Below are 12573 nucleotides of genomic sequence, written 5' to 3' on the forward strand. Positions count from 1 at the left end.
CGGTACAGCCTTATCTTTGGACTATCTCCTGCTCTTTTGATCTCATGCGGGTGACAAGATCGTGATAGACGCTCATTATGAAAACAGTAGTTTTTATAGGGGTAAACGGATATGGAACGATTGCGCGCTGAATTGAGTCATCTGCTGGGCGAAAGGCTAAGCCGCCTGGAATGCGTAAGCGAAAAAGCGGATACCGCACTGTGGTCACTGTACGACAGCAACGGTAATCCGCTGCCATTACTGGCAAGAAGCTTTACCACGCCCGGGGTTGCCCGTCAGCTGGCGTGGAAAATGTCGATGCTGGCGCGCAGCGGCACGGTACGTTTACCGGTGGTGTACGGTGTCATGACCCATGAAGAGCACCCCGGCCCCGACGTCTTACTGATTGAGCGGCTGCGCGGGGTATCGGTGGAAGCCCCGGCCCGTTCGCCGGAGCGCTGGCAACAGCTGAAAGATCAGATTGTCGAAGGCCTGCTGAGCTGGCACAGACACGACAGCCACGGCTGCGTGGGCGTGGTGGACAGCACCCAGGAAAACATCTGGCCGTCCTGGTATCGCCAGCGCGTCGAAGTGCTGTGGACCACCCTCGGTCAGTTCAAAAATACCGGTCTTACCATGCAGAACAAACGCATTTTGTTTCGTACGCGTGAATGTCTGCCCGCGCTCTTTGACGGCTTTAATGACAACTGTGTGCTGGTGCACGGCAATTTCACGCTGCGCAGTATGCTGAAAGATGCGCGCAGCGATCAGCTGCTCGCGGCGGTTACGCCCGGCCCGATGCTCTGGGCGCCCAGGGAGTATGAACTCTTCCGGCTGTGCGAAAGCGACTACGCCGAAAGCCTGTTGTGGCAGTACCTCCAGCGCGCGCCCGTTGCGGAGTCCTTTATCTGGCGGCGCTGGTTGTATACGCTGTGGGATGAAGTGGCCCGGCTGGTCAATACCGGGCAGTTTAACCGCAGCCGCTTTGAGCTGGCCTCCAAATCACTCCTTCCCTGGCTCGCCGGAAGTGCCTTTTAACCACTGCCAGATGCGTCCCAGGGTTTCATAGCCCACCCGGTCGCTGTGCATCAGCCAGACCGGGGAGGGAATAATACGTTCCCAGGTATTAAGCGGCGAGGCGATCGCCAGCTGATTCGCCGGTGCAGGCAGCGGATGTAACCCGGCCTGCTGGAAAAAAATCATCGCCCGCGGCAGATGGGACGCCGACGTCACCAGCAGGAAAGGCGCATCGCCAATCGCCGCTTTTACCGCCGCTGCTTCTTCTTCCGTATCTTTCGGCGTCCCCAGCGTAATAATGTCGCTGCGCGGAATACCGAGGGTTTCCGCCACCCGCGCGCCCGCTTCAGCGGTGGTCACCGGATTGCCTGGCGCCGCCGCGCCGGTGAAAATCATCTTCGCGCCGGGGTTCATGCGCCACAGCCGCACCGCTTCATTAAGGCGCGGCAGACTGTTGTTGATTAAATTCGAGCTGGGCGCCCAGTCAGGGTTCCAGGTATAACCGCCCCCCAGCACCACGATATAACTCACCTGCTGCGTACCGCGCCAGGTGGGGTATTTATCTTCGATCGGTTTTAACAGGCCATCGGCGACAGGTTGCAGGCTCAGCAGTAACAGCACCAGCCAGCTGACGCTGACGAGGGTTTTGCCCGTGCGCTGGTAACGGGAAAACCACAGCAGAGCGATCCCGAGCGCCATCAGCAAAAGCAGCAGCGGCAGGGGGAGAATGAAACCGCCTATATATTTTTTGAGCGTAAAAAACACCGCATCCGTCTCCTTTTTAACCATACAGCAGGTGAATTCCGGCGATATTACACCAGATAGGTTCCTTCTGGGCGCGGCTGTGACAAAATAGCGGTTTTGCCAGGATCGCACAGCCATGAAGGATCGCAATTTCGACGACATCGCGGAAAAGTTCTCCCGCAACATCTATGGCACGACCAAGGGCCAGTTGCGTCAGGCGATCTTATGGCAGGATCTTGACGGTCTGCTGGCGACCTTTGGCACGCAGCCGCTGCGCATTCTCGATGCTGGCGGCGGTGAAGGACAAACGGCAATTAAAATGGCGCAGCGCGGTCATCACGTGACGCTGTGCGATGTGTCGGCTGAGATGATCGTCCGCGCAAAAGCGGCCGCCGACGCGCAGGGTGTGAGCGGCAACATGCATTTTGTACAATGCGCGGTGCAGGACATCAGCCAGCATTTGGAAAGCCCGGTTGATCTGATATTGTTTCACGCTGTGCTGGAATGGGTGGCGGAACCGGTCGCCGCGCTCCAGACCTTATGGTCGGTATTGCGCGAAGGCGGGGCGTTGTCCCTGATGTTCTTTAACGTCCATGGCCTGCTGATGCACAACATGGTGGTCGGGAATTTTGATTACGTACAGCTCGGGATGCCGAAGAAGAAAAAGCGCACGTTGTCGCCCGATTATCCGCGCGATCCCGCCGAGGTGTATCGCTGGCTGGAACAGATTGGCTGGCAGATCACCGGCAAAACGGGCGTGCGGGTGTTCCATGATTATCTGCGTGTAAAACAGATGCAACGCGACTGTTTTCCAGCGCTAGTCGAATTAGAAACACGCTATTGCCGTCAGGAGCCTTATATCAATCTTGGCCGCTATATACACGTGACCGCGCTAAAGCCGCAGGTGCAAGGATAAACGATGAGTGAATTTTCTCAGACAGTCCCCGAACTGGTCGCCTGGGCGAGGAAAAATGATTTTTCCATTTCGCTGCCGGTGGACAGGCTTTCATTTCTGCTGGCCGTCGCCACGCTGAATGGCGAACGCCTCGACGGAGAGATGAGCGAAGGGGAACTGGTAGACGCGTTCCGCCACGTCAGTGATGCGTTTGAGCAAACCAGCGAAACCATCAATGTGCGCGCGAACAACGCCATCAACGACATGGTGCGTCAACGTCTGCTGAACCGCTTTACCAGCGAACAGGCCGAAGGCAATGCCATTTACCGCCTGACGCCGCTGGGCATGGGCATTACCGATTACTATATTCGCCAGCGCGAATTCTCGACGCTGCGCCTTTCCATGCAGCTGTCCATCGTGGCGGCAGAGCTGAAACGGGCCGCCGATGCCGCCGATGCAGGCGGGGACGAGTTCCACTGGCACCGTAACGTTTTCGCGCCGCTGAAATACTCGGTGGCGGAGATTTTCGACAGCATCGATCTGACCCAGCGCGTGATGGACGAGCAGCAGCAGCTGGTGAAAGACGACATCGCCCAGTTACTGAACAAAGACTGGCGCGCGGCCATCTCCAGCTGTGAACTTCTGCTGTCAGAAACCTCAGGTACACTGCGCGAACTGCAGGATACGCTGGAGGCGGCGGGGGATAAGCTGCAGGCCAATCTATTGCAGATCCAGGATGCCACCGTCGGACGCAACGATCTGGAGTTTGTTGACCGTCTGGTCTTCGATCTGCAAAGCAAGCTCGACCGCATCATCAGCTGGGGCCAGCAGGCCATTGACCTGTGGATCGGCTATGACCGCCACGTACACAAATTTATCCGTACCGCTATCGACATGGATAAAAACCGCGTCTTTGCCCAGCGTCTGCGCCAGTCGGTACAAACCTATTTCGATGCCCCCTGGGCGCTGACCTACGCCAGCGCAGACCGACTGCTGGATATGCGCGACGAAGAGATGACGCTGCGCGATGAAGAAGTCACCGGCGAACTGCCGCCGGATCTGGAGTTTGAAGAATTTAATGAAATCCGCGAGCAGCTCGCCGCGATGATCGAAGCACAGCTGGCGGTGTACAAAACCAGACAAGTGCCGCTCGATCTGGGCCTCGTGGTGCGCGAATATCTGTCGCAATACCCGCGCGCGCGTCACTTCGACGTGGCGCGGATTGTGGTTGATCAGGCGGTGCGCCTCGGCGTAGCGCAGGGCGATTTCACCGGACTGCCACCAGAATGGCAGCCGATTAACGATTACGGAGCCAGGGTACAGGCGCATGTCATTGACAAATATTGAACAAGTGATGCCAGTGAAACTGGCGCAGGCGTTGGCGAATCCGTTGTTTCCGGCGCTGGACAGCGCACTGCGCGCCGGTCGTCACATCGGGCTGGATGAGCTGGATAATCACGCCTTTTTGATGGATTTCCAGGAGTATCTGGAAGAGTTTTACGCGCGTTATAACGTGGAGCTGATCCGCGCGCCGGAAGGTTTCTTCTATCTGCGCCCGCGCTCCACCACGCTTATTCCCCGCTCGGTGCTGTCAGAGCTGGACATGATGGTCGGCAAAATTCTCTGCTACCTCTATCTCAGCCCGGAGCGTCTGGCGAACGAAGGCATTTTCAGCCAGCAGGAGCTTTATGATGAGCTGCTGTCGCTGGCGGATGAAATGAAGCTCTTAAAACTGGTGAACAACCGTTCTACCGGCTCTGACCTTGACCGCCAGAAACTGCAGGAAAAAGTGCGCTCCTCGTTAAATCGTCTGCGCCGTCTCGGCATGATCTGGTTTATGGGCAACGACAACAGCAAATTCCGCATTAACGAATCGGTATTCCGCTTCGGCGCGGACGTGCGCAGCGGCGACGATCCGCGTGAAGCGCAGCGTCGCTTAATTCGTGATGGCGAAGCCATGCAGATTGAAAATAACCTGCAGCTCAATGACGAGCAGGAAGAAACTCTGCCGGACGGTGGGGAGGAAGAATAATGATCGACCGCGGAAAATTTCGCTCACTCACGCTGATTAACTGGAACGGCTTTTTTGCCCGCACCTTTGACCTCGATGAACTGGTCACCACGCTGTCAGGCGGCAACGGTGCCGGTAAGTCCACCACCATGGCGGCGTTCGTCACGGCGCTGATCCCGGATCTGACGCTGCTGCACTTCCGTAACACCACCGAAGCGGGGGCCACCAGCGGCTCGCGCGATAAAGGTCTGCACGGCAAACTGAAAGCGGGCGTCTGTTATTCGGTACTCGACGTCATTAACTCGCGCCACCAGCGCGTGGTGGTGGGCGTGCGCCTGCAACAGGTCGCCGGACGCGATCGCAAAGTGGATATCAAGCCGTTCGCCATTCAGGGGCTGCCTGCCGATATTCTGCCGACGCAGCTGCTGACCGAAACGTTGAACGAGCGCCAGGCGCGCGTGCTGTCGCTGGCCGAGCTGAAAGATAAGCTCGACACCCTCGAAGGGGTACAGTTTAAGCAGTTCAACTCCATTACCGACTATCATTCGCTGATGTTCGATCTGGGCATTGTCGCCCGTCGTCTGCGCTCAGCCTCCGACCGTAGCAAATTCTACCGTCTGATCGAGGCCTCGCTGTATGGCGGGATCTCCAGCGCCATTACCCGTTCACTGCGCGACTACCTGCTGCCGGAAAACGGCGGCGTGCGTAAAGCGTTCCAGGATATGGAAGCCGCGCTGCGTGAAAACCGCATGACGCTGGAAGCGATCCGCGTCACCCAGTCGGACAGGGATCTGTTTAAACACCTGATCTCGGAAGCCACCAACTATGTGGCGTCGGACTATATGCGCCACGCCAACGAGCGCCGCGTGCATCTCGATCAGGCGCTGGCCTACCGTCGCGAACTCTTTACTTCCCGCCAGCAGCTGTCGGCGGAGCAGTACAAGCACGTGGATATGGCGCGCGAGCTGCAGGAGCACACCGGGGCCGAAGGCGATCTGGAAGCCGAATATCAGGCCGCCAGCGATCACCTGAACCTGGTGCAAACCGCGCTGCGTCAGCAGGAAAAGATCGAACGCTACGAAGCGGATCTTGAAGAGCTGCAAATCCGCCTCGAAGAACAGAACGAAGTGGTGGCGGAAGCCGCCGATCAGCAGGAAGAAAACGAAGCCCGCGCCGAAGCCGCTGAGCTGGAAGTGGATGAACTGAAAAGCCAGCTGGCGAACTATCAGCAGGCGCTGGACGTGCAGCAAACGCGCGCCATTCAGTACAACCAGGCGCTACAGGCCCTGCAGCGCGCCCGCGAGCTTTGCCATCTGCCGGATCTGACCGCCGAAAGCGCCGACGAATGGCTGGAAACTTTCCAGGCCAAAGAGCAGGAAGCCACCGAAAAACTGCTGTCCCTCGATCAAAAAATGAGCGTCGCGCAAACCGCGCACAGCCAGTTTGAACAGGCTTACCAGCTGATGGCGGCGATCAACGGCCCGCTGTCCCGTAACGAGGCCTGGAGCGTGGCGCGCGAATTACTGCGCGACGGCGTGAACCAGCGCCATCTGGCGGAGCAGGTGCAGCCGCTGCGTATGCGTCTGAACGAGCTGGAGCAACGTCTGCGCGAACAGCAGGACGCCGAGCGTCTGCTGGCGGAATTCTGCAAACGCCACGGCAAAAATATCGATGCCGACGGCCTCGAAGCCCTGCATCAGCAGCTGGAAGCGCAAATTGCCTCGCTGTCTGAAACGGTGGCGAATGCCGGTGAACAGCGTATGGCGCTGCGTCAGGAGCTGGAACAGCTTCAGTCGCGTATTCAGGTACTGATGAAGCGCGCCCCAATCTGGCTGGCGGCGCAGAACAGCCTGGCGCAACTGTGTGAGCAGACGGGCGAGGAGTTCGAAAGCAGCCAGGAAGTCACGGAATACCTGCAACAGCTGCTGGAGCGCGAGCGCGAAGCCATCGTCGAGCGCGATGAAATCGGCGCGCGCAAACAGGCGGTTGACGACGAAATCGAGCGCTTAAGTCAGCCGGGCGGCTCCGAAGATCCGCGTCTTAACGCGCTGGCGGAGCGTTTCGGCGGCGTGCTGCTGTCGGAAATCTATGACGATGTCAGCCTTGAAGACGCGCCCTATTATTCCGCGCTTTACGGCCCGTCGCGCCACGCGATCGTGGTGCCGGATCTGTCGCTGATCACCGAGCAGTTAGAGGGGCTGGACGATTGTCCGGAAGATCTCTATCTGATCGAAGGGGATCCGCAGTCCTTTGACGACAGCGTGTTCGGCGTGGATGAACTGGAAAAAGCGGTGATTGTGAAAGTCGCCGACCGCCAGTGGCGTTACTCCCGGTTCCCGTCGCTGCCGCTGTTTGGCCGCGCGGCGCGTGAAAACCGTATCGAAAGCCTGCATGCCGAGCGCGAAACCCTCTCTGAACGTTTCGCGACCCTGTCCTTTGACGTGCAGAAAACCCAGCGTCTGCATCAGGCGTTCAGCCGCTTTATCGGCGGTCATATCGGCGTGGCGTTCGAAAACGATCCCGAAGCCGAGATCCGCCAGCTGACCAGTCGCCGTGGCGAACTGGAACGCGCCATCAGCGCGCATGAAAATGACAACCAGCAAAGCCGCATGCAGTTTGAGCAGGCGAAAGAGGGCGTCGCCGCCCTTAACCGCCTGCTGCCGCGCATCAGTCTGCTGGAAGATGACACCCTTGCCGACCGCGTGGACGAGATCCGCGAACGCCTCGACGAGGCCGAAGAAGCGGCGCGCTTTATTCAGCAGTTCGGCAATCAGCTGGCGAAGCTGGAGCCAATGGTATCGGTGCTGCAAAGCGATCCGGAACAGTACGAACAGCTGAAAGAAGATTACGCGTACTCCCAGCAGGTACAGCGCGATGCGCGTCAGCAGGCGTTTGCGCTGATCGAGGTGGTACAGCGCCGCGCGCACTTCAGCTACAGCGATTCAGCGCAGATGCTCGATGGCAACAGCGATCTGAACGAGAAGCTGCGTAAACGTCTGGAGCAGGCCGAAGCCGAACGCACCCGCGCCCGTGAAGCGATGCGCAGCCACGCCGCGCAGCTGAGCCAGTACAGTCAGGTGCAGGCATCGCTGAAAAGCTCTTACGACACCAAAAAAGAGCTGCTCAACGATCTGCTTAAAGAGTTGCAGGATATCGGCGTGCGCGCCGACAGCGGTGCCGAGGAGCGCGCGCGCATTCGTCGCGACGAACTGCATGCCCGTCTCTCCGGCAACCGCTCACGCCGCAACCAGCTGGAAAAAGCCCTGACCCTGTGTCAGGCAGAAATGGATACCCTGACGCGCAGCCTCAAACGCCTTGAGCGCGATTATCATGAGATGCGCGAGCAGGTCGTGATGTCGAAAGCGGGCTGGTGCGCGGTAATGCGCATGGTGAAAGACAATGGCGTTGAACGCCGTCTGCACCGCCGCGAGCTGGCATATCTCAGCGCCGATGAGCTGCGTTCCATGTCGGATAAAGCGCTGGGCGCGCTGCGTCTGGCGGTGGCCGACAACGAACACCTGCGTGACGTGCTGCGCCTGTCGGAAGATCCCAAACGTCCGGAGCGTAAAATTCAGTTCTTCGTGGCGGTGTATCAGCATCTGCGCGAGCGTATCCGTCAGGATATTATCCGCACCGACGATCCGGTCGAGGCCATCGAACAGATGGAAATCGAACTGAGCCGTCTGACGGAAGAGCTGACCTCCCGCGAGCAGAAGCTGGCTATCAGCTCCCGCAGCGCGGCGAATATCATCCGTAAAACCATTCAGCGCGAGCAGAACCGTATTCGTCAGCTGAACCAGGGCCTGCAAAGCGTCTCCTTCGGCCAGGTAAACAGCGTGCGGCTTAATGTCAACGTGCGGGAAACCCACGCCACGCTGCTGGACGTCCTCTCGGAGCAGCATGAGCAGCATCAGGATCTGTTCAACAGCAATCGCCTGACTTTCTCGGAAGCGCTGGCGAAGCTGTATCAGCGCCTGAATCCGCAGATCGACATGGGCCAGCGCACGCCGCAGACCATCGGTGAAGAGTTGCTGGACTACCGCAACTATCTGGAGATGGAAGTGGAAGTGAACCGTGGCTCCGACGGCTGGCTGCGTGCGGAATCCGGGGCGCTCTCCACCGGGGAGGCGATCGGTACCGGTATGTCCATTCTGGTGATGGTGGTACAAAGCTGGGAAGACGAAGCCCGCCGCCTGCGCGGAAAAGATATCTCGCCATGCCGTCTGCTGTTCCTTGATGAAGCGGCCCGTCTGGATGCCCGTTCCATTGCCACGCTGTTTGAACTTTGTGAACGCCTGGAGATGCAGCTGATCATCGCGGCGCCGGAAAATATCAGTCCTGAAAAAGGCACCACCTACAAACTGGTGCGTAAGGTCTTCAACAACCAGGAGCACGTACACGTGGTGGGGCTGCGCGGCTTTGCGCCGCAGTTGCCGGAGCCCTTACCCGGAACGGCGGATGCCAGCGCATCCTGATTTTTCAAAACAGAGGGTGGCTTTTGCCACCCTTTTCTTTTCTGAACGCCAGGTTTTCTTTAAACTTCTTTACATTAGGCCGGGCAAATGTATTTTTAGCTTTATATACTCAATATAAGCGTGACGCGTTAACCTCGTCGCAACAATTTATAAAAACAGGGGGCAAGGAATGTTGCTGAATAAAATGAAGGGTCGTCGGATGTCCGCACTGGGTTTGTGCCTGGCATTCGCATTTGCTCCGCTGTTTAACGCCATGGCCGATGAGCCGGAGGCGATCCCCACCGACAGCTCGGCAACTACCGGCCAACAGCCAACGGCGCTGTTACAGCCGCTGGAACAGTCACGCGCCACGGCGGTGATGGCAGGCCTGGTGACGCTGCCGGACGACGCGGTCGCCAGTACGCGCAGCGCGCTTGAGGCGGCATTACCGGCGGGCTATAAACCGGTCTATATGAATCAGCTGGCGGCGCTGTACGCGGCGCGCGAGCAGAAGCCGATGTGGGAGAATCGCGAGGCGGTGAAAGCCTTCCAGCAGCAGCTGGCGGAAGTGGCGATCGCCGGTTTCCAGCCGCAATTTACCGCCTGGGTGGAATTACTCACCGATCCAGGCGTGAGCGGAATGGCGCGCGATCTGGTGCTGTCTGACGCGATGATGGGCTATCTGCAGTTTATTGCCGCCATCCCGGTTAAGGGCAACAGCTGGTTGTACAGCGCTAAACCTTATGCGCTGGCGACCCCGCCGTTGTCAGTCATTAATCAGTGGCAGCTGGCGCTGGATAAAGGCGAACTGCCCTCATTCATTGCGCAGCTTGCGCCGCAACACGAACAGTACGCCGCCATGCACAGCGCGTTGCTGGCGCTGGTGGCGGATTCCCAGCCCTGGCCGCAACTGACCTCCGCGGGCAAGCTCAACCCGGGTCAGTGGAGTAATGACGTGCCGGCGCTGCGCGAAATTCTCAGCCGCTCCGGTATGCTTGATGACGGTCCGAAGATTGCGCTGCCGGGCGACAGCAGCGACAGCGGGGCGGTGGTCAGTCCGTCGGCGGCAAATGTGGACGAAAACGCAGCCCAGCCGACGCCGGTAGCGGATAAGAAAAAGAAGCGGGTGGCTGCGGTACGCAGTGCCTACAGTAAAGATCTGGTGGAAGGGGTGAAGCGCTTTCAGGCTTCTCAGGGGCTTGGAGCAGACGGCGTGATAGGGCCATCAACCCGCGACGCGCTGAATATCTCCCCTGCGCAGCGGGCGGGTGTGCTGGCGCTTAATATTCAGCGACTGCGGCTGCTGCCGGAGAAGCTCTCCACCGGCATTATGGTGAATATTCCGGCCTATTCGCTGGTGTACTATCAGCAGGGCAACCAGGTGCTGTCGTCGCGGGTCATTGTGGGCCGTCCGGATCGTAAAACGCCGATGATGAGCAGCGCACTGAATAACGTGGTGGTTAACCCGCCGTGGAACGTGCCGCCGACGCTGGCGCGTAATGATATTCTGCCGAAGGTGTGGAACGATCCGGGGTATCTGGAGCGCCACAATTATGTCGTGCTGCGCGGCTGGAACAGTAAAGAGACCATCGATCCATGGCAGGTGGACTGGGGCACGATCACGCCGTCCAATCTGCCATTCCGTTTCCAGCAGGCGCCGGGCGCGCACAACTCGCTGGGCCGCTATAAATTCAATATGCCCAGCTCAGACGCCATCTATCTGCACGACACGCCGAACCATAACTTGTTCCAGAAAAACGCCCGTGCGCTGAGCTCCGGGTGCGTCAGGGTCAATAAGGCCTCAGAGCTGGCTAACATGCTGTTGCAGGATGCGGGCTGGAACGATACGCGCATCTCCGATGCCCTGCGCCAGGGCGACACGCGCTATGTGAATATTCGTCAGAGCATTCCGGTGAACCTTTACTACCTCACCGCCTTTGTCGACGCTGATGGCCGTACGCAGTATCGTACAGATATTTACAATTATGATCTCACCGCGCGATCAAGCGCACAAATCCTGCCAAAAGCGGAACAATTAATCAGGTAAATGAAGCAGTTCAGAAAAATCTGGAGTCGTAATTTCCGGCACTTACGCGCAAACGGGCAGAAATGCCCGTTTATTCGGGCTATTGACCTGGCTTGACGCAGACTTTGTTGCCCGGTAAGGTGCCTCTCGTGCGCCAGAAGTGCATAAATTACGCAACTCTTGACCTGTAGATCTGATTATCATGGATAAATTTGACGCTAATCGCCGCAAATTGCTGGCGTTAGGTGGCGTTGCACTGAGTGCTGCCATCTTACCGACGCCTGCATTTGCAACCCTTTCCACCCCACGCCCACGTATATTGACGCTGAATAACCTGCATACCGGCGAATCAATTAAGGCGGAGTTCTTTGATGGCCGGGGCTATATTCAGGATGAATTAGCAAAACTTAACCATTTTTTCCGCGATTATCGCGCGAATAAAGTGAAATCCATCGACCCAAAACTGTTCGATCAGCTTTATCGTTTGCAGGGACTGCTGGGCACCCGTAAACCGGTGCAGCTTATTTCTGGCTATCGCTCGCTGGATACCAATAATGAGCTGCGTGCCCACAGCAGCGGTGTGGCGAAGAAAAGCTATCACACCAAAGGACAGGCGATGGATTTCCATGTTGAAGGCATTGCATTAAGCAATATTCGCAAAGCGGCGTTATCTCTGCGCGCAGGTGGTGTAGGATATTACCCCAGCAGCAACTTTGTGCATATTGATACCGGGCCAGTCCGGCACTGGTAATCTAAGCCTTCAATAGACAGGAGCAGTATGAACTATCGTATTATTCCGGTTACCGCTTTCGCCCAGAACTGTTCTTTAATCTGGTGCGAAGAAACACGGCAGGCAGCCGTGGTTGATCCCGGTGGCGACGCAGATAAAATCAAACAGGTTGTGGACGCCAGCGGCATGACGCTGACGCAGATTTTATTGACCCACGGTCATCTTGATCATGTCGGCGCCGCCGCAGAACTGGCGCAACATTATGCTGTGCCGGTGATCGGCCCGGAAAAAGAAGATGAGTTCTGGCTAACGGGCCTGCCCGCCCAGAGCCGGATGTTTGGCCTGGAAGAGTGTCAGCCTCTGACGCCGGATCGCTGGCTGAATGAAGGGGAAAGCGTCAGCCTGGGCAATATCACGCTTCAGGTACTGCACTGCCCTGGACATACGCCGGGACACATCGTGTTCTTTGATGAACGCGCCCGTCTGTTAATTTCCGGCGATGTGATTTTTAAAGGCGGCGTGGGGCGCAGTGATTTCCCGCGCGGCGACCATGCGACGCTTATCGATTCGATCAAGCGTAAGCTGTTGCCGTTAGGTGACGACGTGACCTTCCTGCCGGGGCATGGCCCGCTGTCGACGCTCGGCGAAGAGCGCCTGCACAATCCTTTCTTACAGGATGAAATGCCGGTCTGGTAATAAAAAAAGGTCGCCGTGGCG

At 57.9% G+C, this 12573-nt stretch carries 9 protein-coding genes; 8 read left to right on the forward strand and 1 reads right to left on the reverse strand.

Annotated features, from left to right (window positions below; all coding sequences use genetic code 11):
- Nucleotides 1-111 precede the first annotated feature (111 nt).
- Nucleotides 112-1017, forward strand: a complete 906-nt coding sequence (locus ACQUTD_RS07905) for a phosphotransferase (RefSeq protein WP_473274973.1) — start codon at nucleotides 112-114, stop codon at nucleotides 1015-1017.
- Here ACQUTD_RS07905 and elyC read toward each other — a convergent pair.
- Nucleotides 982-1761: an envelope biogenesis factor ElyC gene (gene elyC / locus ACQUTD_RS07910; protein WP_473275000.1), complete on the reverse strand. Its 780-nt coding sequence runs from the start codon at nucleotides 1759-1761 to the stop codon at nucleotides 982-984. The genes ACQUTD_RS07905 and elyC overlap by 36 nt on opposite strands.
- Nucleotides 1762-1876: 115 nt before the next feature.
- Between elyC and cmoM the strand changes: the two genes are divergently transcribed.
- The 7 genes from cmoM (at nucleotide 1877) to ACQUTD_RS07945 (ending at nucleotide 12552) form a co-directional block, all read left to right on the forward strand.
- Complete coding sequence (gene cmoM, locus ACQUTD_RS07915; RefSeq protein WP_318376035.1) at nucleotides 1877-2656, forward strand: tRNA uridine 5-oxyacetic acid(34) methyltransferase CmoM; 780 nt, start codon at nucleotides 1877-1879, stop codon at nucleotides 2654-2656.
- Between the two features lie 3 nt (nucleotides 2657-2659).
- On the forward strand, nucleotides 2660-3982 hold the full coding sequence (mukF, locus tag ACQUTD_RS07920; protein ID WP_072568040.1) for a chromosome partition protein MukF: 1323 nt from the start codon (nucleotides 2660-2662) through the stop codon (nucleotides 3980-3982).
- Nucleotides 3963-4667 carry a chromosome partition protein MukE gene (mukE, locus tag ACQUTD_RS07925; RefSeq protein WP_072568041.1) on the forward strand — a complete coding sequence of 235 codons (705 nt, stop codon included), beginning with the start codon at nucleotides 3963-3965 and terminating at the stop codon, nucleotides 4665-4667. The genes mukF and mukE overlap by 20 nt, the downstream gene beginning before the upstream one ends.
- Nucleotides 4667-9121 carry a chromosome partition protein MukB gene (mukB, locus tag ACQUTD_RS07930; protein ID WP_473274971.1) on the forward strand — a complete coding sequence of 1485 codons (4455 nt, stop codon included), beginning with the start codon at nucleotides 4667-4669 and terminating at the stop codon, nucleotides 9119-9121. Before mukE ends, mukB begins: the two co-directional genes overlap by 1 nt.
- 169 nt (nucleotides 9122-9290) lie before the next feature.
- On the forward strand, nucleotides 9291-11147 hold the full coding sequence (gene ldtD / locus ACQUTD_RS07935) for a L,D-transpeptidase (protein ID WP_473274970.1): 1857 nt from the start codon (nucleotides 9291-9293) through the stop codon (nucleotides 11145-11147).
- Nucleotides 11148-11328: 181 nt separating this feature from the next.
- The gene (mepK, locus tag ACQUTD_RS07940) at nucleotides 11329-11877 is read left to right on the forward strand and encodes a peptidoglycan L,D-endopeptidase MepK (RefSeq protein WP_072568044.1); all 549 of its coding nucleotides are present in this window, start codon (nucleotides 11329-11331) and stop codon (nucleotides 11875-11877) included.
- Between the two features lie 27 nt (nucleotides 11878-11904).
- Nucleotides 11905-12552, forward strand: coding sequence for an MBL fold metallo-hydrolase (locus ACQUTD_RS07945; RefSeq protein ID WP_318364422.1), 648 nt, complete (start codon nucleotides 11905-11907; stop codon nucleotides 12550-12552).
- Nucleotides 12553-12573: the final 21 nt, after the last annotated feature.

It is taken from the genome of Enterobacter sp. K510, assembly GCF_055804875.1.